The 24,003-nt window shown below is 73.6% G+C and carries 25 protein-coding genes; 14 read left to right on the forward strand and 11 right to left on the reverse strand.

What is annotated here, in order from left to right; translation table 11 throughout:
* The first annotated feature begins 1 nt into the window (after position 1).
* From H7344_RS05105 to zwf, 3 genes are read left to right on the forward strand one after another with little or no spacing between them, the layout of a single operon-like run.
* Positions 2-571 (forward strand): anthranilate synthase component II, encoded by a 570-nt coding sequence (locus tag H7344_RS05105; protein WP_186344915.1) that lies wholly within the window; start codon positions 2-4, stop codon positions 569-571.
* The gene (locus H7344_RS05110) at positions 568-1,878 is read left to right on the forward strand and encodes an anthranilate synthase component I family protein (RefSeq protein WP_186344916.1); all 1,311 of its coding nucleotides are present in this window, start codon (positions 568-570) and stop codon (positions 1,876-1,878) included. Before H7344_RS05105 ends, H7344_RS05110 begins: the two co-directional genes overlap by 4 nt.
* Before the next feature lie 24 nt (positions 1,879-1,902).
* Complete coding sequence (zwf, locus tag H7344_RS05115) at positions 1,903-3,354, forward strand: glucose-6-phosphate dehydrogenase (protein WP_186345061.1); 1,452 nt, start codon at positions 1,903-1,905, stop codon at positions 3,352-3,354.
* Between the two features lie 13 nt (positions 3,355-3,367).
* Here the strand turns inward: zwf and H7344_RS05120 are convergent, their stop codons facing one another.
* From H7344_RS05120 to H7344_RS05155, 8 genes are all read right to left on the reverse strand, one after another.
* Positions 3,368-4,216: a thioesterase family protein gene (locus tag H7344_RS05120; RefSeq protein ID WP_186344917.1), complete on the reverse strand. Its 849-nt coding sequence runs from the start codon at positions 4,214-4,216 to the stop codon at positions 3,368-3,370.
* 20 nt (positions 4,217-4,236) lie between these two features.
* Entirely contained in the window at positions 4,237-4,788 is a 552-nt protein-coding gene (locus H7344_RS05125; protein ID WP_186344918.1) for a DUF3558 family protein, read from the reverse strand.
* Entirely contained in the window at positions 4,785-6,212 is a 1,428-nt protein-coding gene (locus H7344_RS05130) for a sensor histidine kinase (protein ID WP_186344919.1), read from the reverse strand. Before H7344_RS05130 ends, H7344_RS05125 begins: the two co-directional genes overlap by 4 nt.
* A complete protein-coding gene (locus tag H7344_RS05135; RefSeq protein ID WP_186344920.1) occupies positions 6,209-6,907 on the reverse strand; it encodes a response regulator transcription factor in 699 nt (232 codons plus the stop codon). The genes H7344_RS05130 and H7344_RS05135 overlap by 4 nt, the downstream gene beginning before the upstream one ends.
* Positions 6,908-6,993: 86 nt before the next feature.
* Positions 6,994-7,866 (reverse strand): fructosamine kinase family protein, encoded by an 873-nt coding sequence (locus H7344_RS05140; RefSeq protein ID WP_186344921.1) that lies wholly within the window; start codon positions 7,864-7,866, stop codon positions 6,994-6,996.
* A gap of 1 nt (position 7,867) precedes the next feature.
* Entirely contained in the window at positions 7,868-8,377 is a 510-nt protein-coding gene (locus H7344_RS05145; RefSeq protein WP_186344922.1) for a low molecular weight protein-tyrosine-phosphatase, read from the reverse strand.
* Positions 8,374-8,766 (reverse strand): phage holin family protein, encoded by a 393-nt coding sequence (locus tag H7344_RS05150; RefSeq protein WP_186344923.1) that lies wholly within the window; start codon positions 8,764-8,766, stop codon positions 8,374-8,376. Before H7344_RS05150 ends, H7344_RS05145 begins: the two co-directional genes overlap by 4 nt.
* 4 nt (positions 8,767-8,770) lie before the next feature.
* Positions 8,771-9,478, reverse strand: a complete 708-nt coding sequence (locus H7344_RS05155; RefSeq protein WP_186344924.1) for a GntR family transcriptional regulator — start codon at positions 9,476-9,478, stop codon at positions 8,771-8,773.
* A 146-nt stretch (positions 9,479-9,624) separates the two neighbouring features.
* Between H7344_RS05155 and H7344_RS05160 the strand changes: the two genes are divergently transcribed.
* Positions 9,625-10,515 carry a dimethylarginine dimethylaminohydrolase family protein gene (locus H7344_RS05160; protein ID WP_229707028.1) on the forward strand — a complete coding sequence of 297 codons (891 nt, stop codon included), beginning with the start codon at positions 9,625-9,627 and terminating at the stop codon, positions 10,513-10,515.
* Here H7344_RS05160 and H7344_RS05165 read toward each other — a convergent pair.
* Complete coding sequence (locus tag H7344_RS05165; RefSeq protein WP_186344926.1) at positions 10,512-10,688, reverse strand: hypothetical protein; 177 nt, start codon at positions 10,686-10,688, stop codon at positions 10,512-10,514. The genes H7344_RS05160 and H7344_RS05165 overlap by 4 nt on opposite strands.
* A gap of 82 nt (positions 10,689-10,770) precedes the next feature.
* Between H7344_RS05165 and H7344_RS21070 the strand changes: the two genes are divergently transcribed.
* The 6 genes from H7344_RS21070 to H7344_RS05195 all read left to right on the forward strand — a co-directional run bounded on the left by H7344_RS21070 (position 10,771) and on the right by H7344_RS05195 (position 16,820).
* Positions 10,771-11,322 carry a VanZ family protein gene (locus H7344_RS21070; RefSeq protein ID WP_186344927.1) on the forward strand — a complete coding sequence of 184 codons (552 nt, stop codon included), beginning with the start codon at positions 10,771-10,773 and terminating at the stop codon, positions 11,320-11,322.
* 18 nt (positions 11,323-11,340) lie between these two features.
* Positions 11,341-12,411: a histidinol-phosphate transaminase gene (gene hisC / locus H7344_RS05175; RefSeq protein WP_186344928.1), complete on the forward strand. Its 1,071-nt coding sequence runs from the start codon at positions 11,341-11,343 to the stop codon at positions 12,409-12,411.
* A gap of 78 nt (positions 12,412-12,489) precedes the next feature.
* A complete protein-coding gene (locus tag H7344_RS05180; RefSeq protein ID WP_186344929.1) occupies positions 12,490-14,175 on the forward strand; it encodes a ribonuclease J in 1,686 nt (561 codons plus the stop codon).
* 62 nt (positions 14,176-14,237) lie between these two features.
* Positions 14,238-15,260, forward strand: coding sequence for a glutathione S-transferase family protein (locus tag H7344_RS05185; protein ID WP_186344930.1), 1,023 nt, complete (start codon positions 14,238-14,240; stop codon positions 15,258-15,260).
* A 24-nt stretch (positions 15,261-15,284) separates the two neighbouring features.
* Positions 15,285-16,211, forward strand: a complete 927-nt coding sequence (locus tag H7344_RS05190; protein WP_186344931.1) for a cation diffusion facilitator family transporter — start codon at positions 15,285-15,287, stop codon at positions 16,209-16,211.
* Positions 16,212-16,304: 93 nt separating this feature from the next.
* Entirely contained in the window at positions 16,305-16,820 is a 516-nt protein-coding gene (locus H7344_RS05195; RefSeq protein WP_186344932.1) for a DUF1360 domain-containing protein, read from the forward strand.
* Between the two features lie 162 nt (positions 16,821-16,982).
* On the opposite strand, the gene H7344_RS05200 is transcribed toward H7344_RS05195, so the two are convergent.
* Positions 16,983-17,456, reverse strand: coding sequence for an SRPBCC family protein (locus tag H7344_RS05200; protein WP_229707029.1), 474 nt, complete (start codon positions 17,454-17,456; stop codon positions 16,983-16,985).
* A 230-nt stretch (positions 17,457-17,686) separates the two neighbouring features.
* Between H7344_RS05200 and pdhA the strand changes: the two genes are divergently transcribed.
* The 3 genes from pdhA to H7344_RS05215 are packed head-to-tail and all read left to right on the forward strand — an operon-like array spanning position 17,687 to position 21,282.
* Positions 17,687-18,811 (forward strand): pyruvate dehydrogenase (acetyl-transferring) E1 component subunit alpha, encoded by a 1,125-nt coding sequence (pdhA, locus tag H7344_RS05205; RefSeq protein WP_229707048.1) that lies wholly within the window; start codon positions 17,687-17,689, stop codon positions 18,809-18,811.
* Position 18,812: 1 nt separating this feature from the next.
* The gene (locus H7344_RS05210; RefSeq protein WP_186344934.1) at positions 18,813-19,808 is read left to right on the forward strand and encodes an alpha-ketoacid dehydrogenase subunit beta; all 996 of its coding nucleotides are present in this window, start codon (positions 18,813-18,815) and stop codon (positions 19,806-19,808) included.
* Between the two features lie 13 nt (positions 19,809-19,821).
* A complete protein-coding gene (locus H7344_RS05215) occupies positions 19,822-21,282 on the forward strand; it encodes a dihydrolipoamide acetyltransferase family protein (protein WP_186344935.1) in 1,461 nt (486 codons plus the stop codon).
* Here the strand turns inward: H7344_RS05215 and H7344_RS05220 are convergent.
* Positions 21,279-22,568 carry an ArgE/DapE family deacylase gene (locus H7344_RS05220; RefSeq protein ID WP_186344936.1) on the reverse strand — a complete coding sequence of 430 codons (1,290 nt, stop codon included), beginning with the start codon at positions 22,566-22,568 and terminating at the stop codon, positions 21,279-21,281. The two genes, H7344_RS05215 and H7344_RS05220, sit on opposite strands and share 4 nt — an antisense overlap.
* A gap of 107 nt (positions 22,569-22,675) precedes the next feature.
* Between H7344_RS05220 and H7344_RS05225 the strand changes: the two genes are divergently transcribed.
* The gene (locus H7344_RS05225; protein WP_186344937.1) at positions 22,676-23,980 is read left to right on the forward strand and encodes a serine/threonine-protein kinase; all 1,305 of its coding nucleotides are present in this window, start codon (positions 22,676-22,678) and stop codon (positions 23,978-23,980) included.
* Positions 23,981-24,003: the final 23 nt, after the last annotated feature.

Consider the following 24,003-nt stretch of genomic DNA (forward strand, 5'->3'; position numbering starts at 1 on the left):
TGTGGCGGCGGACGTGGTGGTGGTCGACCACCACGACTCCTACACCTGGAACCTCGTCCACCTCGTCGCGCAGGTCACCGGCGTCCTCCCGACGGTCGTCCAGCACGACGAGGTGACGGCTGTCGACGTGCTCGCCCACGACCACGTGGTGCTCTCGCCCGGACCCGGCCGCCCGGACGACCCCGCGGACTTCGCGGTCGGGCGCGAGGTGCTCGCCGCCGCGACCCGGCCGGTGCTGGGCGTGTGCTTGGGCATGCAGGGGCTGGTGACGACGTACGGCGGCCGCGTCGAGCGCGTCGAGCCGGCGCACGGCACGGTCTCGCGGGTGACCCACGACGGCCGGGGGGTGCTGGCCGGGCTGCCGCAGGGGTTCGCGGCGGTGCGCTACCACTCGCTGGCCGCCACGGTCGTGCCCGACTGCCTCGAGGTGACGGCCCGGGCCGAGGACGGCGCGGTCATGGGCGTGCGGCACCGGACGCTCCCGCTCGAGGGTGTGCAGTTCCACCCCGAGTCGGTGCTCTCCGAGCACGGGCTGCGGATCGTCGCGTCCTTCCTGGGGGTTGGCGGATGAGGACCGAGCAGCCGGTCGAGGAGGCGTTCACCGAGGTCGCCGCCACCCACGCCCGCTGCTTCTGGCTCGACGGCGGCGGCGCGCGGGACTGGTCCGGCCGCCGCTCCCTGCTCGGCTGGCTGGCCGAGGACGACGTGTCGATCTCCTACGACGCGGCCTCCCGCACCGTCACCCGGCACGCCGGGGGCCGCTCGGAGGTGGTGGCCGAGGGCGCGGAGGTCTTCGCGGTCCTCGAGGCGGAGCTGGCCGCGGGCGGGCCGGAGGACCAGTGGTTCGGCTACCTCGGCTACGCGTGCCGGCCCGACCTGCCGGCCCGCCCCGCGCAGGGGCTGCCGGACGCGGTGTGGATGCGCCCCTCCCAGGTGCGGCTCTTCACCCACGACGACCCGGGGCGTCGTGCGGAGCGAGCACCCGCTGCCACGCGACGCCTGACGTCCGCGGGCCAGGTGCCGGGGGAGTACGCCGCGGCGTTCGCGCGCGTGCAGGAGGCGCTGCACGCCGGCGACTCCTACGAGGTGAACCTGACCCACCGGGAGCGGACGACGAGCGACCTCGACCCCGTGGCGGCGTACCTCCGCCTCCGCGACCTCAACCCCGCGCCGTACGCCGGCTTCCTCCAGCACGACGTGCCCGGCGCGCGGGCCTGGCTGCTGTCCAGCAGCCCCGAGCGCTACGCCACGGTCTCCCGCGGGGCCGACGGCTCGCGCACCCTCGAGACCAAGCCGATCAAGGGCACCACGCCCCGCGGCGCGACCCCGGCCGACGACGCGGCGGCGGCCGAGCGGCTGCGCACCGAGCAGCGCTACCGCGCCGAGAACCTGATGGTCGTCGACCTGCTCCGCAACGACCTGGCCACGGTGTGCGAGCCGGGCTCGGTCGAGGTGCCGGTGCTGATGGACGTGGAGTCCTACGCGAGCGTCCACCAGCTCGTCTCGACCGTCCGCGGCCGGCTGCGCGAGGACGTCACGACGATTGCGGCGCTGCGCTCGCTCTTCCCGGCCGGCTCGATGACCGGCGCCCCGAAGCTGCGGACCATGGAGGTCGTCGACGCGGTGGAGAGCACGCCGCGCGGGGCGTACGCCGGCGCGTTCGGCTGGGTCGCGGCCGACGGGAGGGCGGACCTCGGCGTGGTCATCCGGAGCCTGGTGACCGCGGGTGACGGGCGGTGGGAGCTGGGTACCGGAGGCGGCATCACCGTCCACTCCGACGCCGCCTCCGAGCACGCCGAGGCACGATGGAAGGCGGAGCGGCTGCTCGCCGTCTTCGCGACACCCGGTCACGACGCCGGGCACGACACCAGGAGGTAACCCCGCGTGAGCACCGTCGAGAGCCTGGCCAAGCCGCACGTGATCGTGCTGTTCGGCGCCACCGGCGACCTGTCCCGCCGCAAGCTGCTGCCGGGCCTGCTGCACCTGTTCGAGGCGGGGCTGCTCGCGGACACGCGCATCGTCGGCACCTCGCTGGAGGACGTCGACAGCACGCACTTCGAGACGTTCGCGCGCGAGGCCTGCGAGGAGTTCGGCGAGGGCACCATCGACGACGAGCGGTGGGCGCCGTTCGGCAACCTGCTCAGCTACCTCCCGCAGTCCGCGGGGCCGCAGGCGCTGGCCGACGAGGTGGCCCGCGCGGAGGACACGCTGCCCGGGCCCGACGAGCGCAAGCGCCGCCTGCACTACCTCAGCGTGCCGCCGAAGGCCGCGCTCGACGTCGTCCACCAGCTCGACAAGGCGGGGCTGGTCGAGCGGTCGCGGATCGTCATGGAGAAGCCGTTCGGCACCGACCTGGCCTCGGCGGTCAACCTCAACGCCGAGCTGCACGAGGTCTTCGACGAGCAGCAGATCTTCCGCATCGACCACTTCCTCGGCAAGGAGGCGGCGCAGAACATCCTGGCGTTCCGCTTCGCCAACGGCCTCTTCGAGCCGATCTGGAACCGCAACTTCATCGACCACGTGCAGATCGACGTCCCCGAGACGCTCGGGCTCGAGGGCCGCACCAAGTTCTACGAGTCGACCGGCGCCTACCGCGACATGGTCGTCACCCACCTGATGCAGGTGCTGGCGTTCATGGCGATGGAGCCGCCGACCTCGCTGGAGCCGGGCCCGATCGGCGACGAGAAGAACAAGGTGTTCCGGTCGATGAAGGCGATCGACCCGCATGACGTGGTGCGCGGGCAGTACGACGGCTACCGCGGCAAGGAGGAGGTCGCCGACGACTCCGACACCGAGACCTTCATCGCGCTGAAGGTCGAGATCGACAACTGGCGGTGGGCCGGGGTGCCGATCTACCTGCGGACCGGCAAGAAGCTGGCCGAGAGCGCGCGGATCATCTCGATCGCGTTCAAGGAGCCGCCGCTGTCGATGTTCCCGGCCGGCTCGCAGGCGGGGATGCAGGGGCCGGACCACCTGACCTTCGACCTGGCCGACCAGTCGCGGATGTCGCTGTCGTTCTACGGCAAGAAGCCCGGTCCGGGCATGAAGCTGGAGAAGCTCTCGATGCAGTTCGCCACGCACGAGACGTCCTCGTCGACGGCCGTGCTGGCGGCGTACGAGCGGCTCATCCACGACGCGATGCGCGGCGACCACACGCTCTTCACGACCGCCGAGGGCATCGAGACGCTGTGGGAGAAGTCGAGCGCGCTGCTCGAGACGCCGCCGCCGGTGCGGACCTACCAGCCCGGCACGTGGGGGCCGAACGCAATCCACCAGCTCGTCGCGCCGAATGCGTGGCGGCTGCCCTTCGAACGCGCCTGGCGGATGCCGGCCCCGGACGGCACGTACGCCTGAGCCCGCCCGGGGCTCAGGCGCCCGACGTCGTACGCCGTCCGTCGTCCTCCCACTGCTCCTTGCCGAGGTCGACGGTGCGACGGGCGTTGGCGAGCGAGGTGACGACGATGGTGCCGAGCGCACCCTCGCGGTCGAAGACGGTCGCGGTGCCGACGGCGATGCCGTCCTGCTCGAGCCGGTCGACGGCCTGCAGCCCGATCTCGGTGCCGGCGGGGTGGCGCACCAGCGTGAGCGTGATGTCGGTGTTGATGTGCTCGACGCCGTTGGTGCCCCAGTTGGTGACCAGGCTGGCGCCGTCGGCGATGGCGGCGACGGCCTGGAACGGGGTCAGCGGCTCGCCGGCGACGACCGGGACGCCGCTGTTCCACGAGGTCTTGCGCGAGGCGTTCTGGTGCTCGCGGAAGTCCTGGGACCAGCCGGCGTCGCTGTGGAGGTACGGGACGTGCGGCTCGGTCGTCGGGGGCGCGACGTCGACCGGGGGCGGCGACGGGTGCGTGCCGGGGGACCACACCTCGCCCTCGGTGTCGGCGGTGGGCTTGAGGAACAGCCCGCTCGCCCGCGCGACCGCCCTGCCGTCCTGGAGCGCGGTCACGTCGACCAGCGCGAGCCGCGGCCCGGCGCGGACGACCTCGGTCGCGAACGTCAGCGGCTGCCGGCTCGCCGGGCGGAACAGGTCGACGGTGTAGCGGGCCGGTCGCAGGTCGGTGCGGCTCTCCTGCTCGAGCCGCGACTCGAGCGCGCGGGCCATCGCGCCGCTGACGGCCACGCCGTGCAGGTGGTCGGTGCCCCAGCTGCTGACCGCGAGGTCGGTGGCGACGAGGCTCGCGCCGTCGTCGTGGGACGCGAAGAACGCCAGCTCCATGCCGGCATCCTGGCAGGCGGTCAGCCGGCGGCCCGCTCCGGTGCCCGCTCCGACAGCAGCCGCAGCAGGCCGCGGGTCGCACGCAGGAGGCTGTCGCGCTGCCCGGGGTCGAGGACGATCGCGTTGACCGACTCGATCAGCCCGCCGGTCTGCACGAAGCCGGTGACCACGACGGCGTCGTCGGTGACCTGCACGACGGTGCGGGCGGCGTCGGCCGTGGGCAGGTCGAGGTCGCTCACCCGGCCGGCCACGTCGCCGCCGATCGTCTCCCAGGCCTCCGCGAACGAGCCGTCGAACCACAGGTAGTTCACGTCGAGGGTCGGCCCGCCCTCCTCGACCGGCAGGTAGGTGCAACGCATCGCGCCGGGCTCGCCGTCCTCCTCGGTGACCGCCGAGCCGAGCAGCTCGCCGACCTCCTCGGGCTCGACGTCGTCGCAGGGGTTCCACGACGTGGCGGCGGGCGTGGTCGCACCGCCGTGCGGCGAGGCGCCGGCCGGCTCGTCCTCGTCGCCCCCGCCGCCGGAGCAGCCGGCGAGGAGCAGGAGGGGTACGACGAGCAGGGTGCGCCTCACGGGCGGCCTCCGGGGATCCAGGTGGGCGGGGGGCCGGTGGGGCCGCCGGGTGTGGGTACGCCGGCGGGCAGGGTGAGCACGAGCCGGGCGCCACCGGCGGGGGACTCCGCGACGTCGACCCGCCCGGCGTGGCGGTCGGCGACCTGGCGGACGATGGAGAGGCCCAGGCCGGAGCCGGGCATGCCGCGGGACTCGTCCGCGCGCCAGAACCGGTCGAACACGTGGCCGCGGTCCTCCTCGGCGATGCCCGGTCCCTCGTCGTCGACGGTCAGCACGCCGTCGACCAGCCGGACGGTCACCGTGCCGCCGGGCGGGCTCCACTTGGCGGCGTTGTCGAGCAGGTTGGTCACCGCGCGCTCGAGCGCGGCCGAGTCGCCCACGACCTCGTGCGGCTCGACCTCGGTGTCGAAGACGAGGCCGGGCGCGCGGCGGCGTACGCGCGAGAGCGCCTGGTCGACGACCTCGGCGAGGTCCACGGGCGCGACCAGGTGGGCGGCCGGCTCGTCGCGGGAGAGCTCCATCAGGTCGCCGATGAGGGTGGTCAGCTCCTCGATCTGGGCGCGGACGTCGTCGAGGAGCTCCGCGCGGGCGCCCTCGGGGAGCGCCGCGGCGCCGGGGGTGTCGGCCTGCGTGTCGGCCTGGGTGAGCAGCTCGATGTTGGTGCGCAGCGAGGTCAGCGGCGTCCGCAGCTCGTGGCCCGCGTCGGCGACGAGCTGGCGCTGCCGGTCGCGGGAGGCAGCGAGGGCGGTGAGCATCTCGTTGAAGGCGGCGGCCAGGCGCGCCACCTCGTCGTCGCCCTCGACGCGGATCGGGGTGAGGTCCTCGGTGCGCGCGATCGCCTCGACGTCGGTCGTCAGCCGCCGGACGGGTCGCAAGCCGTTGCGGGCGACCGCCCAGCCCGCGGCGCCGGCGGCCGCCACACCGAGCAGCCCGAAGAGCAGCATGACGACGCCGAGCCGCGCCAGCACCTGCTTCTGCGGCTCGAGCGACTGGGCCACGACGAGGGCCTGGCCGGGGGTGGCGACCGGCACGCTGACGACCCGGTAGTCGGTGCCGCCGGCCCCGATCGTGCGGATGCTGAAGCGACGCTCCCGCTGCGCGACCTCGAACTCCGGCTCGCCGATGTAGAGCCGCGGACCCTGGTCGGGGGTCATCACCTTGCCGTCGGGGTAGACGAACGCCACCCGGATGTCACCCGCGCCGAGCATCCACGACGGGATCTCCAGGCGGGTGCTGAGCTGGGAGAGCGCGGACGTCCGGGCCGCCTGCTGGGCGCGGTCGAGCAGGGAGTTGTCGAGGGTCGACTGCATCTGCACCCGCACGGTGACGAAGGCTCCCGCCGCCACGAACGCCACGGCCAGGCCGACCGCGATGGTGGTGAGGAGGGTGACCCGGCCGGCGAGCGAGCGCAGCAGCCGGCTCATGCTTCCTTCAGCACGTAGCCCACACCGCGCACGGTGTGGATCAGCCGCGGCTCGCCCTCCGCCTCGGTCTTGCGGCGCAGGTAGCCGACGTACACCTCGAGGGAGTTGGCGGTGGTCGGGAAGTCGTAGCCCCAGACCTCCTCGAGGATGAACGAGCGCTCCAGCACGCGGCGGGGGCGGCGCAGGAACATCTCCAGCAGCGTGAACTCCGTGCGCGTCAGCTCGATCAGCCGCTCGCCTCGCCGGACCTCGCGGGTCGCCACGTCCATCGAGAGGTCGGAGAACGACAGCACCTCGACCGGCGCGTCCTCGGCCGGCACCACCCGGCGGAGCAGGGCGCGGAGCCGGGCGAGCAGCTCGGCCAGCGCGAACGGCTTGGTCAGGTAGTCGTCCGCCCCCGCGTCGAGCCCCTCCACCCGGTCGCCGACGGCGTCGCGGGCGGTCAGGACGAGGACGGGTACGTCGTTGCCCGCCGCGCGCAGCGCCCGGGTCGCCTCGATGCCGTCGAGCCGCGGCATCATCACGTCCATCACCACCACGTCCGGGGCGACCCTGCCGATCGCGGCCAGCGCCTCCGCGCCGTCGGTGGCGACGTGCACGTCGTACCCGTTGAACTCCAGCGACCGCCGCAGCGACTCCCGCACCGCCTTGTCGTCGTCGACGACGAGGGCGCGGGGCTTGGCGGACGCTGGCACGACGACATGGTGCCAGCCGGTCCTGAACCACCGCTGAGAAGCGCTGGCGCGCAGCCACGGCCGCCCTGGGGATGGGCGGGTCGGCGTCAGCGGTAGCGGGCGGCGGCGGCCGCGGCGCGCGCGCCGTACCCGCCGCCGAAGAGGCACGCGTGCACGAGCAGCGGGAAGAGCTGGTGCAGCGCGAGCCGGTCGGCCCAGCCGTCGGCGAGCGGGGAGGCCTCGGCATAGGCCTCGAGCACCTTGGGCAGGTGCGGCAGGCCGAACAGCGAGAGCATCGCCAGGTCAGCCTCGCGGTGCCCGCCGTACGCCGCGGGGTCGACGAGGTGGACGCGGTCGACGCCCCAGACCACGTTGCCGTTCCACAGGTCGCCGTGCAGCCGGGCCGGGCCCTCCTCGGGCAGCAGCGACGGGAGCCGGCCGACGACCGACTCGACCGTCGTCGCCTGCTCGGGGGTCACCGCGCCGCGGTCGCGGGCGAGCTTGAGGTAGGGCAGCACTCGCCGGACGGCGAAGAACTCCGCCCACGTCGGCGCCGCCCGGTTCGGCAGCGGGAGCCGCGCGATGTAGCCGTCGCGGTGCTCCCCGTCCGGGCCCGCGCCGTACGCCGCGGCGCCGGCCTTGTGGGTCGCGGCGAGCGTCCGGCCGAGCTCGGCGGCGGCCTCCGCGGTCTGCTTGCCCGGCTCGACCCAGCGGACCACGATGCACTCGGCGTCGACGGCCAGCACGTCTGCGACGGCGGCCCCGCCCTCGGCGGCCGCCAGCCAGCGCAGCCCGCGCGCCTCGGTCTCGAAGAAGTCGGCCGGCGCGTGCGGCATCGTCTTCATCAGCGCGGTGGTGCCGTCGCTGAGCCGCAGCTTGGTCGCGGTCGCGGTGTCGCCGCCCGCGACGGGCGCCGTGGCCACCACGGCGGCGCCGAGGAGCTCCTCGGCGCGGCGGGCGACCAGCGGCTGGCGGGCCATGTCAGGGGCGGCCCAGCAGGCGCTGGAGGGCCGCGGTGATCGCGTCGGCGGTCCGCTCCACCATGTCCAGCACCTCCTCGAAGCCGTCATCGCCACCGTAGTACGGGTCCGGTACCTCGCCGCCCGGGGCGACCGGGTCCAGGTCGCGGAAGAGCATGACGCGCTCGGAGGCGCCGCCGACGTCGGCGAGGTTCGAGCGGTCCATCGCCAGCACGAGGTCGTGCTCGTCCAGCCACGTCGGCGCGAACTGTTGCGCGCGGTGCCGCGTCGCGTCGTACCCCGCCGCGGTCAGCGTGGCCGCCGCCCGCTCGTCCATCGGGTTGCCGACGTGCCAGCCGCCGGTGCCGGAGCTCACGACGCGGACCCGGTCGGCCAGGCCGGCCTCCTCGAGGCGCGCGGCGAGCACCACGTCGGCCATCGGGGAGCGGCAGATGTTGCCCAGGCAGACCAGGGCCACCGAGTAGCGGCCGGGCGTGCGCGGGGCGGGCAGCACGGTCTCGGCCGTCGTCATCGGCGGTCGTCCCCGATGAGCCGGTCGACGACCCAGGTCATGACCGTGATGACGACCGCGCCCAGCACCGCCGCCCAGAACCCGTCGACCCGGAAGCCGAGGTCGAGCTGCTCGGCCAGCCAGCCGGTGAGAGCGAGCATCGCGGCATTGATGACCAGCAGGAACAGCCCGAGCGTGAGGACGATGAACGGGATCGAGAGGATCGTCAGCACCGGCTTCACGAACGACGTCACCACGCCGAGGATCAGCGCCACGACGAGCAGCGTCGGCCACTTGTGCTCGAGCTCGGCGGTGCCGCTCGAGGGGCCGGTGAACCGCACGCCGTCGACGAGCCACGCCGCCGTCGCGAGGGCGACCGCGTTGGTCAGGAGCCAGGAGAGGAAGCGCACGGGCTCAGTCTCCCAGGCGGGTGTCCTCGGGCGCCGGTGCGTCCTCCAGGCCCAGCGCCTCGATGATCGCCACCTCCGCGTCGGCGAGGTGGCGCTCGAGGAAGGCCGCCGCGGCGGGCAGGTCGCCGGCCTCGAGCAGGTCGAGCAGCGCCTGGTGGGAGTCGGCCTGGTCGTGGGCGTTGCGGCGGATCCGGTCGACCTGCGCCAGGGCCAGCTTGAGCTCGGTGACCAGCTGCTCGGCCATGTGCACCAGCCGCGGGGATCCGGTGAGGCCGACGAGGGAGACGTGGAAGGCGAGGTGGCGCTCGTTGAGCAGCTGGTACGACGCGCCCTCCGCCATCGCGGTCGTGTAGGCCACCAGGGTCGTCCGCACCCGGTCCCGCAGCGCCTCGTCGGCCTCGGCCCAGCGGCGTACCCCCGCTCCCTCGAGGACCGCCCGCGCCCGGCACACGTCGCGGACGGAGTCGGGGTCCGGGCTGGTCACGCTCACGCCGCGGTGCGGCTCGCGGGTCGCCAGGCCCTCGGCGACCAGCAACGTGAGCGCCTCGCGCACGGTGGGCCGGGAGACGCCGAGGGAGGACGCCAGCGCCACCTCGCGCAGGGCCGTGCCGCTCTCCAGCTCGCCCTCGAAGACCGCACGACGCAGCTCCTGCGCGACCCGGTCGACGGTCGAGGAGTGGTCGAGGCTCAACGTGCCGAACGGCTCGGACATGCGGCCCATCCTCCCCCATGCCCCTGCCGTGCGCCGGGGACGGCTTGCGCGGCGACTTGTGCCCGGGAGCGGTCGTGCCCCACACTCAGCTCGCGTTGTCAGGTTGTCTGACAATCGTCGAACGAGGAAGAAGCGGGGGTGGCTCGGTGGAGCAGCTGCAGTGGGGTCGTCGCTACGTCGCGGTGGAGCCGGCGCACTTCCGCGTCGACTACGTCATCAACCCGTTCATGGACCCCGCCGTCCAGCCCGACCCCGAGCGGGCGATGGCGCAGTGGCGGACGATGGTCGCGACGCTCGAGCGGCTGGGAGCGACCGTCGACGTGCTGCCGCAGCGCCCGGACGCCCCCGACATGGTCTACGCGATGAACCTCGGCCTCGGCCTGGTCCGCGAGGACGGCTCGCGGCACGTCGTCATGTCGCACATGCGGTACGCCGAGCGGCGGATGGAGACGCTGAGCGCGGCGCCGTGGTTCGCGGCGGGTGGCGCCACGACGTCGTACGTCGGTCGCGACGGCGTCGGCGCGCACCTCGAGGCGGGCGACGCGTTCGCGTTCCGCGGCGACCTGGTCGTCGGCTACGGGCCGCGCACCGAGGAGCTCGCGCTCAAGCACCTCGCGACCGAGCTGGGGGTGCGGGTCCGTGGCCTGCGGATCACCCACCCGGGGATGTACCACCTCGACCTGGCCTTCTGCCCGCTCGACGACCGCCGCGCCCTCGTCTGCCCGGCCGCGCTCGACGACGCCTCGGCCGCCGCGCTGCTCGACCTCGTCCCCGAGCCGCTCGTGCTGACCGAGGAGGAGGCGCTGACGACGTTCTGCGCCAACTCGGTCGTCGTCGGCCGCACGGTCGTCATGCCCGCGTGCCCCGACCACGTGCGCGCGCAGCTGGAGGCGTGGGGCTTCGAGGTCGTGGTCGTCGACGTGTCGGAGTTCCACAAGGGCGGCGGCTCGATCCGCTGCCTCACCAACCCCGTCGACCTCACCCTCGGCCGCGACCTGGCCGTCGTCCCCGGCGGCGAGGTCCTCCTGCCGGCCTAGCGGCAGGTGGGGGTGGCGCAGCTGGTGGTGGTCGGCTCCGCCTGGGGCGCGTGGCTGACGGTCAGGACGGCGAGACTGGTGAGCAGCAGACCGAGGCCGAGGTTGCGGGCGAGGAGCACGGGACGACGGTAGGGGTTGCGGGCCCCGTCCGGGTCGGTTCGTCGCAGGATCATCCGTTCGGTCCGTCCCACCCACCACCCCGGCTCGAGGCGGTCTCGATGAGCGGTCTCAGGTCGTCCGGCTAACGTCCCGCACGTGTTCCCGGTCGGCGGCGTGGGCGTGATGCTCCTGGGCATCCTGCTGTCCGCAGGCGCCTGCCTGCTGCTCCACCTGGCGCTGCGCGGGCGGCTCGGCTCGTTCACGTCGGGCTCGGCCGCGGCGTTCCTGTGGTCGCTGGCCGTCATCGGCTTCATCACGCTCATCCCCGCCAGCGGCGCGCCGGGGATCGTCCCGGCCGAGGGGCGGATGGAGTCGTGCTCCTGGGACATCGGCGGCCCCGCGCCCGAGGGGTTCTGGATCTTCTCCGGCGGCCAGCGGCTGCTCAACACGGTGGTGTTCGTGCCCTCCGGAGCGCTGCTGGTGCTCGCCGCGGCCCGGCGCACGCGCGGCGCGTTCCTGGCCGTGCCCGTCGGGCTGGCGTTCCTGGCGGCGTACTCCGTCGCCATCGAGGTCACCCAGCTCGTCCTGGCCCGCCTCGACCGCGCCTGCGACGTCACCGACGTCGTCGACAACGTCCTCGGCGCGGCGATCGGCGTCGGCATCGGGTTCCTGCTGGCGCTCGTCCTGCGGCCCTGGCGCCTGCGGTGAGCGCCTAGCCTGTCGGGCGTGAGCAGCCCGCAGCCCCGTCCGAACGTCGCCGACATCCCGCCGTACGTCGCCGGGAAGCCGCCGACGGTGCGGCCGGGGATGGTGTCCTACAAGCTCTCCAGCAACGAGAACCCCTACCCGCCGCTGCCGGGCGTCGTCGAGGCGGTGCAGGACGCGGTCGGCCAGATGAACCGCTACCCCGACATGGGTTCGGCGGCCCTCTACGCGAAGCTCGCGGAGACCTTCGACGTGCCGGCCGACCACCTGTCGGTGGCGACCGGATCGGTGGGGCTGATCTACCAGCTGGTGCAGGCGTTCTGCGACCCCGGCGACGAGGTCGTCTTCGCGTGGCGCTCCTTCGAGGCCTACCCGATCGCGGTCACCGCGGCCGGCGCGACCAGCGTGCGGGCGCCGGTGCTGCCCGACGGCCGCCACGACCTCGACGCGATGGCCGCCGCCGTGACCGACCGCACCCGGATCGTGCTGGTCTGCACGCCGAACAACCCGACCGGGCCGGCGGTCACCCAGGCGGAGCTGGACGCGTTCCTCGCGAAGGTGCCCGAGCACGTGCTGGTCGTCGTGGACGAGGCCTACGTCGAGTTCGTGCGGATGGCCGACCCGGTCGACGGCATCGCGACGTACCGCCGCCACGCCAACGTCGTCCTCACCCGCACCTTCTCCAAGGCCTACGGGCTCGCCGGCTTCCGCGTGGGGTACGCCGTGGGGCCGGCGCCGATCGCCGCCGCGCTGCGGGCGGTGTCGCTGCCGTTCGGGGTCTCGTCGGTGGCGCAGGTCGCGGCGATCGCGAGCCTCGAGCGCCGCGAGGAGCTGCTCGAGCGGGTGGCGGCGCTGGTGGCCGAGCGGACCCGCGTGGTCGAGGGGCTGCGCGAGCGCGGATGGGCGGTGCCGGAGGCGCAGGGCAACTTCGTCTGGTTCGAGCTGGGCGCCCGCACGGCCGACTTCGCGGTGGCCGCGGACGAGCTCGGCATCGTCGTCCGGCCGTTCGCGGGGGAGGGTGCGCGGGTGTCGATCGGCGAGCCCGAGGCCAACGACCGGCTCCTCGATCTCGCGACCACGTTCCCGCACTGACACCATGGGGCCCACCATGGGACCCGCCGGACGCGTCGGTCCCGACGTGCGACACCGCAACCCGAACGGAACCACCTCGTGAGCCACCCGCACCCCGAGCTGCAGAAGCCGCCCCGCCTGCCCAAGAACGGCCTCCGCGTCGTCGGCCTCGGCGGGCTGGGCGAGATCGGTCGCAACATGACCGTCTTCGAGCACCACGGCAAGCTGCTGATCGTCGACTGCGGCGTGCTCTTCCCTGAGGAGCACCAGCCCGGCATCGACGTGATCCTCCCGGACTTCAGCTGGATCCGGGACCGGCTCGACTCGGTCGTCGGCCTGGTGCTGACCCACGGCCACGAGGACCACATCGGCGGCGTGCCGTACCTCCTGCGCGAGCGCGCGGACATCCCCGTCATCGGCTCGCGGCTGACCCTGGCGCTCATCCGGGAGAAGCTCAAGGAGCACCGGATCGTGCCGAAGCTGCACGAGGTCTCCGAGGGCGACCGGAAGCCCTACGGCCCGTTCGACCTGGAGTTCCTGGCGGTCAACCACTCGATCCCGGACGGGCTCGCGGTCGGCATCCGGACCAGCGCCGGCACGGTGCTGCACACCGGTGACTTCAAGATGGACCAGTTCCCGCTCGACCGGCGGATCACCGACCTGCGCGGCTTCGCACGGCTCGGCGAGGAGGGCGTCGACCTCTTCCTCACCGACTCCACCAACGCCGAGGTCCCGGGCTTCACGATGTCCGAGCGCGACCTCGCGCCGGCCATCGAGCAGGTCTTCCGCACCGCGCCGCGGCGGATCATCGTCTCGAGCTTCGCCAGCCACGTGCACCGCATCCAGCAGGTGCTCGACACCTCCCACGCGCACGGCCGCAAGGTCGCCTTCGTCGGCCGCTCGATGGTCCGCAACATGGGTGTCGCCCAGGAGCTGGGCTACCTCAAGGTCCCCAAGGGCCTGATCGTGCCGCTGGACCAGCTCGAGAAGCTGCCCGCCCACAAGGCGACGCTGGTGTGCACCGGCTCGCAGGGCGAGCCGATGGCGGCTCTGGCCCGGATGGCCAACCGCGACCACAAGATCCGCGTCGGCGAGGGCGACACGATCCTCATGGCCAGCTCCGCGGTCCCTGGCAACGAGAACGCCATCTCCGGCCTGATCAACAACCTCAGCCGCTGGGGCGCCCAGGTCGTGCACAAGGGCAACGCCAAGGTGCACGTCTCCGGCCACGCCAGCGCCGGCGAGCTCGTCTACTGCTACAACATCGTCAAGCCGCGCAACGTCATGCCGGTCCACGGCGAGTGGCGCCACCTGAAGGCCAACGCCGACCTCGCGATCGCCACCGGCGTGCCGGAGGACCACGTGGTCATCGCCGAGGACGGCGTGGTCGTCGACCTGGTCGAGGGCCACGCCAAGATCGTCGGCAAGGTCCGCGCCGGCAACGTGTACGTCGACGCGCAGACGGTCGGCGGCGCCACCGAGGCGACGCTGAAGGACCGTCGCACGCTGGCCGAGGAGGGTGTCGTCACGGTCCTCGCGATCGTCGACGCCGACACCGGCACGCTGGCCGACCCGCCGGACTTCCTGGTCCGCGGCTTCGTGCACGAGCCGAACGCCTTCGACCCGGCCGTCCAGGTCATCGAGAAGACGCTGGCCCGCGCCGCCGCGGAAGGGATCGGCGACCCGCAGCAGCTCGAGCAGCTGCTCAGCCGGGAGATCGGTCGCTGGGCGCACCGCGCGTTCCGGCGCAGCCCGCTGATCATCCCGCTGGTCATCGACGCCTGACCCGGGGCCGGTCGGGCCAACGGGGAGACGGCGCTGGTTGAGCCTTCACCTACGCTGGGGGAATGGCGCCTGACGAGAACGACGCGGCCGACGACAAGCCGACGTACACCGAGAAGGGCAAGGCGTTCGACCGGGACATGTCCTACATCCCGGACCGGATCACGAAGGTCGTCGACGGCGCGCCCCGCCGACCCGAGCACGGCCCGGTCGAGGGTGAGCTGTGGCCCGTCGAGCCCGGCCGCTACCGCCTCGTCGCGGCCAAGGCCTGCCCGTGGGCGAACCGCTCGATCATCGTGCGGCGCCTGCTCGGCCTCGAGGACGTCATCTCGCTCGGCATGCCCGGCCCGACCCACGACAAGCGCAGCTGGACCTTCGACCTCGACCCGGACGGCAAGGACCCGGTGCTCGGGATCGAGCGGCTCCAGGAGGCCTACCTCGCCCGCTTCCCCGACTACCCCAAGGGCATCACCGTGCCCGCGGTGGTGGAGGTGGCGACCGGGCAGGTGGTCACCAACGACTTCCCGTGGATCACCCACGACCTGTTCTCCGAGTGGCGCGACCACCACCGCCCCGGCGCGCCCGACCTCTGGCCGGACGACGTCCGCGAGGAGATGGAGGCGGTCATGCAGCGGATCTTCACCGAGGTCAACAACGGCGTCTACCGCTGCGGCTTCGCCGGCTCGCAGGAGGCGTACGACGACGCCTACGACCGGCTCTGGACCGCGATGGACTGGCTCGAGGAGCGCCTCGCCGACCGCCGCTTCCTCATGGGCGACACCGTCACCGAGGCCGACGTCCGGCTGTTCACGACGCTGGCCCGCTTCGACGCGGTGTACCACGGCCACTTCAAGTGCAACCGCAACAAGCTCAGCGAGATGCCGGTGCTGTGGGCCTACGCCCGCGACCTGTTCCAGATGCCCGGCTTCGGCGAGACGATCGACTTCGACCAGATCAAGGCGCACTACTACGTCGTCCACACCGACATCAATCCCACCGGCATCGTGCCGAAGGGGCCGGACGCCGACGCGTGGCTGACCCCGCACGGCCGCGAGGTGCTCGGCGGGGAGCCCATCCAGCCCTGGTGATCGCCCGCGCGGCAGGATGAGCCCGTGGGACACGGGCATGGACATGGGCACGCGGCCGGCCGGGCGGAGGACCGCCGCCGGCTGCGGGTCGTGCTCGCGATCACCGCGACCGTGCTGGTCGTCGAGCTGGTCGGCGCCTGGCTGACCGGGTCGCTCGCGCTGCTGGCCGACGCCGGCCACATGGCCACCGACGCGGCCGCCGTCCTGCTCGCGCTCGGGGCGTCGTACGTCGCGGCGCGCGGCGGCGGCCCGCGGTCGACGTTCGGGCTGCACCGGGCCGAGATCCTGGCGGCCCTGCTCAACGCGCTGGTGCTGCTCGGCGTCTGCGCCTACCTCGCCTACGCCGGCATCGCCCGGCTGCTCGACCCCGGCGACAGCCACCTCGAGGCCGGGCCGATGGTCGCCTTCGCGGCGGTCGGCCTGGCCGCGAACCTCGTCGCCGTGCTGGTCCTGCGCGGCTCCACCAGCGGCTCGCTCAACATGCGCGGCGCGACCAACGAGGTCCTCGCCGACACCCTCGGCTCGGTGCTCGCCCTCGTGGCCGGCGTCGTGGCGTGGACGACCGGCTTCGACCGCGCCGACCCGATCGCGTCGCTGGTCATCGCGGTGCTCATCGCCCCGCGGTCGTGGGTGCTGCTGCGCGACAGCGTCGTGGTGCTGCTCGAGTTCGCCCCGGCCGGGCTCGACCTCGACGACGTGCGCCACCACCTCGGCCACGTGCCCGGCGTCGTGGACGTCCACGACCTGCACGCCTGGACGATCACCAGCGGCATCCCGAGCCTCTCGGCCCACGTCACCGTCACCGACGAGGCGCTCGCGGAGCGCGGCGTCGGGGCCGTGCTCGACGACCTGTGCGCCTGCATGAGCGAGCACTTCGACGTCCGCCACGCGACGTTCCAGGTGGAGCCGGTCTCCCACGGCGCGCACGAGGACCTCGGCGAGGTGCACTGAGGGCGGACAGTGCACTGAGGGCCGGCGGCCGAGCGACCCGGTTCACCCCGTCGGGGGCGTCTGGGACGCGCCCGGGCTGGTCAACGGGAACCCATGACCTCCACGCACGCGCACGCGCACCCGGTCGGCCGGCTCGTCGACGGCTACGACCCCGACGGGGAGGTCGCCCTCGGCGGGTATGCCGGCAGCCTGACGACGTACGGCCTCGTCCTCGCCGGCATCGCCGCCGCCGGCTCGGCGTCCGGCCACTCGCTCGTCGAGCGCTACGACCTCGCCGACATCGCGCTGGGCGGCCTGGCGGTCCACAAGTTCACCCGGCTGCTGTCGAAGTCGTCCGTGGCCGCGCCGGTGCGCGCGCCGTTCACCGAGTTCGAGGGCGCCGCCGGCTCGGGCGAGCACGTGGAGAAGGCGCGCGAGGACGGCGGCATCCGCGGCACGGTCGGCAAGCTGATCACCTGCCCGTTCTGCCTCGGCGTCTGGGTCGGCACCGCCTACATCGCCGCGCTCAACCTCGCCCCGCGCCCGGCCCGCACCTGGGCCGCGCTCTTCGCCGTCACCGCCGTCTCCGACTCGCTCCAGCACGTCTACGCGCGGCTGCGCGGGGACTGAGCCGGGCGCTGCCGGCGCTCGCGGGTGATCTCGAAGGCCGGTCGACTTCCGCGCAATTGCGCGGGAATGTACGTGCGAGAGCGCTCCCGCCTGCTGAAACCGCGCAATTGAACGATCGTTGACGCGCGGACGGGCCAGCCCCAAGCCAGCTGGAGGGACGGATCAGCCGGCGTCGGCCTCGGCGGCGGCCTTCAGCTTGGGCAGGGTGCCCTCGATGCCGCGGCGGTTCTTCTCCGGGACGCCGAGCCGGCGGAGCACGGTCTGCCCGAGGCCGGGGTAGTACGTCGCGTCCCAGGTCTCGGTGACCCGGGTGCCGGGCGTGCCCGCGAGGTCGACCGGCTCGAGCTCGTAGCGCCAGCGGTGCGGGCCGAGGTGCTTCCAGGCGATCAGCCGGCCCTCCTCGAACTCCACGACCTTGTTGCGGATGCGGTAGGGCGCACCCATCTTCATGCTCATCCCGAACGTCGAGCCGAGCCCGAGCCGCTCCGGACCCGAGATCGAGTCGCGCACCGTGCCCGAGCCGTCGATCCGCGGGTGCTGCCGCGGGTCGACGAGGATCGCGAAGACCACCTCGGGCGGCGCGGCGATGAGCTCGGTGGCGGAGATGCGCATGTCGGTGTCGGCATCGGTGCTCATGGGCCGAACGTAGCCGGGCGCGCCAGCAGGCCGACCGGGTTGGCGCGCCGGCGGCCGCCCCCGGTACCTTCGGTGCCACCACGCATGTGGTCCCGGTCACAAGGCGCACCACCCCCGCGCCCGAGCGTCCGGGGACCCACCGCCCGGCGACCGGAGACCCCGGAGGCCGGTGACCACGAAGGAGTGCGCCCGTGAGCCAGACGTCCGGATTCGGCCCCGACCTCGCGGAGGTGTTCGGCCCCTCCCAGCAGGACGGCGGGCCCGAGCTCGTCCAGCTGCTGACGCCCGAGGGCGAGCGCGTTCATCACCCGGAGTTCGACCTCGACTTCTCCGCCGAGCAGCTGCGCGGCTTCTACCGCGACATGGTGCTGACCCGGCGCATCGACACCGAGGCCACCGCGCTCCAGCGCCACGGCGAGCTCGGCATCTGGGCCCAGCTGCTGGGCCAGGAGGCTGCGCAGATCGGCGCCGGCCGCGCGCTGCGCCCGCAGGACCACGTCTTCCCGACCTACCGCGAGCACGGCGTCGCCTGGTGCCGCGGGCTCGACCCGCTGCGGCTGCTCGGCCTGTTCCGCGGCGTCGACCAGGGCTCGTGGGACCCCGAGGAGTTCCACTTCGGCCTCTACACGATCGTCATCGGCGCCCAGACGCTGCACGCGACCGGCTACGCGATGGGCATGCAGCGCGACGGCGTCGTCGGCACCGGCGACCCCGACCGGGACGCCGCGGTCGTCGCGCACTTCGGCGACGGCGCCAGCAGCCAGGGCGACGTCAACGAGGCGTTCATCTTCGCGGCGTCGTACAACGCGCCCGTCGTCTTCTTCTGCCAGAACAACCAGTGGGCCATCTCCGAGCCGATCGAGCGGCAGACCCGGATCCCGCTCTACCAGCGCGCGCTCGGGTTCGGCTTCCCCGGCGTGCGGGTCGACGGCAACGACGTGCTGGCGACGTACGCCGTGACGCAGGCGGCGCTGCAGCGTGCGCGCGACGGCCAGGGCCCGACGTTCGTGGAGGCCTACACCTACCGGATGGGCGCGCACACCACGACCGACGACCCGACCCGCTACCGGCTCTCCGACGACGTCGAGCACTGGAAGCTCAAGGACCCGATCGCGCGGCTGGAGGTCTACCTCAAGCGCAACGGCCTGGCCGAGGGCTCGTTCTTCGGCGACATCAAGGACGAGGCCGACCAGCTCGGCGCGACGCTGCGCGAGGGCTGCAAGGCGATGCCGGACCCGCGGCCGTCGAGCATGTTCGACCACGTCTACGCGGAGATGACCGACGAGCTCGCCGCCCAGCGCGACGGGTTCGCGGCGTACCTCTCCACCTTCGCCGACGCAGCCGAGGAGGCCTGAGATGAGCGCCCAGCGCACCACCCAGAAGGTCACCCTCGCCAAGGGCCTCAACATGGGCCTGCGCGCAGCCATGGAGCGCGACGACAAGGTCCTGGTCATGGGCGAGGACGTCGGCAAGCTCGGCGGCGTCTTCCGGATCACCGACGGCCTGCAGAAGGACTTCGGCGAGGACCGCGTCATCGACTCCCCGCTCGCGGAGTCCGGCATCGTCGGCACCGCCGTCGGCCTGGCGCTGCGCGGCTACCGGCCGGTGGTGGAGATCCAGTTCGACGGGTTCGTCTACCCCGCCTACGACCAGATCGTCTGCCAGGTCGCGAAGATGCACTTCCGCAGCCAGGGCCGCTCGAGGATGCCGATGGTCATCCGGATCCCGTTCGGCGGCGGCATCGGCGCGGTCGAGCACCACAGCGAGTCGCCGGAGGCGCAGTTCGCGCACACCCCGGGCCTGAAGGTCGTCGCCTGCTCCAATCCGGTCGACGGCTACTGGATGCTCCAGCAGGCCATCGCCTGCGACGACCCGGTGGTCTTCCTCGAGCCCAAGCGGCAGTACCACGCCGACAAGGCCGACCTCGACGTCGACGCCACCCCGCAGCCGCTGTTCAGCTCGCGGGTCGTCCGCCGCGGCACCGACGTGACGGTGCTGGCCTACGGGCCGACGGTGAAGACCGCACTCAAGGCCGCCGAGGCCGCCTCCAACGAAGGCCGCTCGCTCGAGGTCGTCGACCTGCGCACGCTCTCGCCGCTGGACATGGCGCCGGTCTACGAGTCGGTACGCCGCACGGGCCGCGCCGTCGTCTGCCATGAGGCGCACGTCAACCTCGGCATGGGCGCGGAGCTCGCCGCCCGGATCACCGAGGAGTGCTTCTACTCCCTCGAGGCGCCGGTGCTGCGGGTCGGTGGGTTCGACACGCCGTACCCGCCCTCGCGCATCGAGGAGGACTTCCTGCCCGACCTCGACCGCGTCCTCGACGCCGTCGACCGCTCGCTCGCGATCTGAGAGGAGGAGCCCCATGCCCGAGTACCTCCTGCCCGACGTCGGCGAGGGCCTGACCGAGGCCGAGATCGTCTCCTGGAAGGTCAAGGTCGGCGACGTCATCGACGTCAACGACGTGGTCGTCGAGATCGAGACCGCCAAGTCGCTGGTCGAGCTGCCGTCGCCGTACGCCGGCACCGTCACCGGCCTACTCGTCCCCGAGGGGGAGACCGTGCCCGTCGGCACGCCGATCATCGCCATCGGGGACGCGGCGGCGCCTCCGAGCCCGCCGGACGCGGACGACCAGCCGGGCGCGTCGTACGCGACGCCCACGCCCGAGATGGAGATCGACCTCTCCAACCCCGCGGCCAGCGGCAGCGGCGAGGGGGAGAGCCTCGTCGGCCGGATGAAGGCCGACCGCGGCCCGATGCGCCGGCCGCGCAAGGGGTCGGCCTCCCCGTCGACCGAGGCGGCGGCGGCGACCCAGATGCAGGTCCAGGGCGCCTTCGCCCCCGGCGGCGCCCAGTCCGACCCGGTCATCGAGGCCGACGAGCCGGCCGTCCCGGCCACGCCCGCCCCGCCGCTCCCGGCCGACGAGCGGGTGCTCGCCAAGCCGCCGGTCCGCAAGCTGGCCAAGGAGCTCGGCGTCGACCTGACCGCGTGCACCGCCTCCGGTCCCCACGGCACCGTCACCCGCGACGACGTCCTCGCCGCGTCTCGGCCGGGCGAGGGCCGGCCGGTCGAGGAAGGCGCCCTGGCGCCTGTGCCGAGATCCGCCGCGCGACCCGCCGGCACCCGCGAGACCCGCGAGCCCATCAAGGGCGTGCGCAAGATGATGGGCGCGGCGATGGTGGAGTCGGCGTTCACGATCCCGCACGTGACGGAGTGGGTGACGCTCGACGTCACCCGCACGACCGAGCTGGTCGAGCGGCTCAAGGACCACCGCGAGCTGCGCGACGTGAAGGTCTCGCCGCTGCTGGTCATCGCCCGAGCGGTGCTGCTGGCGATGCGGCGCACGCCGGAGATCAACTCGCTGTGGGACGAGGCGGCGGGAGAGGTGGTGCTCAAGCACTACGTCAACCTCGGCATCGCGGCGGCCACCCCGCGCGGGCTGGTCGTGCCGAACGTCAAGGACGCCCAGGACCTCACCCTCCGCGAGCTGGCCGAGGCGCTCGGTCAGCTGACCGCGACCGCGCGCGAGGGCCGGACGCAGCCGGCGGAGATGAGCGGCGGGACGTTCACGATCACCAACGTCGGCGTCTTCGGCGTCGACGCGGGCACGCCGATCATCAACCCCGGCGAGTCCGCGATCCTGTGCGTCGGCGCGATCTCCAAGCGGCCCTGGGTCGACGAGGTCACCGGCGAGATCGTCGCCCGCGACGTGACGACGTTGGCGCTGTCCTTCGACCACCGGCACATCGACGGGGAGAAGGGCTCGCGGTTTCTCGCCGACGTCGCCTCGATCCTCCGCGACCCCGCCTCGGCGCTGCTCTTCTAGGCGCAGGCGCGGAGCAGGGCCAGCACGAGCGTCTCGGTGACGGCGGTCAGCTCGGCGAGCGGCACCGCCTCGTGCGGGCTGTGGGCGAGGCGGACGTCGCCGGGGCCGTAGTGGAGCGTGGGCGTGCCGGCGGCGGCGTACAGCCGGAGGTCGGAGCCGTACGGCGCGCCCCGCTCGCGCGGCCGCGGCCCGCCGGTGACGTCGACGTGCGCGGTGGCGACCAGGTCGTGCAGGGCGCCGGCGTCCCCGGCGTACTGCCCGGCGCCGAACTGCCCGCCGGTCCACGCCACGACGGGCGGGTGGTCGCGCAGCCACGGGTCGCGGGCGGCGGCGCCGGCGACGGCGTCCTCGAGCGCGGCGCGGGCGTCGTCGGCGTCCTCGCCGAGGGCGACGCCGAGCCGGCCCTCGGCCACCAGCAGGTCAGGGACGGTGCTGGCCCAGTCGCCGGCGCGGAGCGTGCCGACGGAGATGGGGTAGGCGACCGGGTACTCCGCCATCAGCGGGTGCACGTCGGCGTTGCGGCGCCGCTCGAGGTCCGCGAGGGCGGCGTGGAGCGGGAGGTAGGCGTCGATCGCGCTGTGGCCGACGTACGCCGTGCTGCCGTGCGTCGCCGCGCCCGGCACGCGCAGCTCGAAGGTGAGCGCGCCCGCGTTGGCGGTGGTGATCGTGCCGCTGGTCGGCTCGGTGATGACGCACGCCTTGCCGCGGTGGCCGCGGGCGAGGGTGGCGAACGCGCCGAGGCCGCCGTCCTCCTCGCCGACGACGAGGTGGAGCGCGTAGGGCTTGGCCAGCTCGATGCCGGCGGCGCGGATCGCGCGGACCGCGGCGAGGTTGGCGACGACGCCCGCCTTCATGTCGCAGGCGCCGCGGCCGTGGAGGTTGCCGGCGGCGTCGACGTACGGACGGAAGGGCGCGGTGCGCCACTGCGCCGGGTCGCCCTCGGGCACGACGTCCACGTGGCCCTGGAGGACGAGCTCCGGCTCGCGGCCCTCGCCGCCCGCGACCGGGCCGCTGCCGGCGACCAGGCCCCAGGCCTCGACCCGCGGGACCTCCATGCCGGGGAAGCCCGGGTCGGCGGTGAGCGCGGGCAGGTCGAGCTGCCACAGGTCGACGTCGAGGTCGAGCTCGCGCAGCTGCTTGGCGAGCAGGTGCTGGACGTCGCACTCGGCGTCGGAGCCGACGACGCTCGGCACCGCCACGAGGTCGAGGAGGTCACGGGCCAGCTCGCGCTCGTCGACGAAGGCGAGGGCGCGCAGCTCCGTGTCGGAGAGGTCGCGGTGGGTCACGAGCAGACGCTAGGGACGCGGGCCGTCGTCGCGCCGCCGATTTACCTGCTTGTTACCGCCGCAGCGGCGCCCGACTAGACGGGGCCGCTGAGGGGTAAGCGGAACCCGTGACGGATCAGGCGGAGGACGACGGCTACCCCGAGCTGGGGGACCGGCTCGGGCCGTACAGCATCGGCGCGCGGATCGGCGCCGGCGGCATGGGCTGGGTGTTCGAGGCGCTGGACTCGCGCCTGCACCGGCAGGTCGCGATCAAGGTCATCGCGCCCCGACTGGCCGACGACGACGACTTCCGCGCCCGGTTCGTGCGCGAGGCGCAGGCGCAGGCCTCGCTGGACTCCCCGCACGTCGTCCACGTCTACGACCACGGCGAGGCCGACGGCCGGCTCTACCTCGTCACCCAGCACGTCCCCGACGGCGACCTGGCCGAGCAGCTGCGCGCCCGCGGGGTGCCGCCGCGCGAGGCCGCGGTCGACATCGCCGCGCAGGTCGCGGCGGGGCTGGCGGACGTCCACGCAGCGGGGTTCGTGCACCGCGACGTCAAGCCGTCCAACGTCCTGCTCCGGCGCCGCGACGGTGGCGTCACGGCGTACCTCGGCGATTTCGGGATCGTCCGGCCCACCGCCGGCGACCACACCGCGACGGCGCCGGGCACGCCCGACTACATGGCGCCCGAGCTGCACAGCGGCGCCCCGGCCGACCCGCGCTCGGACGTCTACTCGCTCGGTTGCCTGCTGTGGACCACGCTCACCGGCAACCCGCCGTACTCCGGTTCCTCGGAGTGGGAGCTGGTCACCGCGCACCGCGAGCAGCCCGTCCCGCAGCTGGCCGGCGACGGCTCGCTGGTCGAGGGGATCAACCGGGTCCTGGCGCGGTCGATGGCCAAGGACCCGGCGGAGCGGTACGCCGACGCGGGGCCGCTGCGCGACGACCTGCGCGACCTGCTGCGGCTGCCGGCCGAGGGGCACGTGGTGCCCGTCGAGGCGGTCGACCCGCCTCCGGCGGACCCCCTCCCGGCGCCGCCGCACGCCCGCCGGCGGATCGCCGTCGTCGTCGCCGCGCTGCTCGCCCTGGCGGTCGCCGGCGTCGTCGTGTGGGCGCTGACCTGGGGCGACGACGAGCCGACGGACGACCCGGCGACCGGTGCGACCGCCGCCGGGACGCTCGACCGGGGGACGGCGGTGGCCAGCGTGGCTGCGGCGTTCGCGGAGCAGGGGATCGACGACGAGGCCCTGGGGACCTGCATGGCCGAGCACTGGGTCGACGGGACGGGGATGGAGAGGATGCGCGCCGACGGGTTCCTCGACGACGACTCGTCGTTCGTGGACCTGCCGTCCTCGGAGATGCCCGAGGAGATGCGCACCGCCTTCGCCGCCGCGCTCGCCGCGTGCTCGGGCGGCGTCGTCGAGGAGTGAGCCCAGACTGTCCGGGTCTGGCC

This window comes from Nocardioides deserti (assembly GCF_014266025.1).
GTDB classification, from domain to species: Bacteria; Actinomycetota; Actinomycetes; order Propionibacteriales; family Nocardioidaceae; genus Nocardioides; species Nocardioides deserti.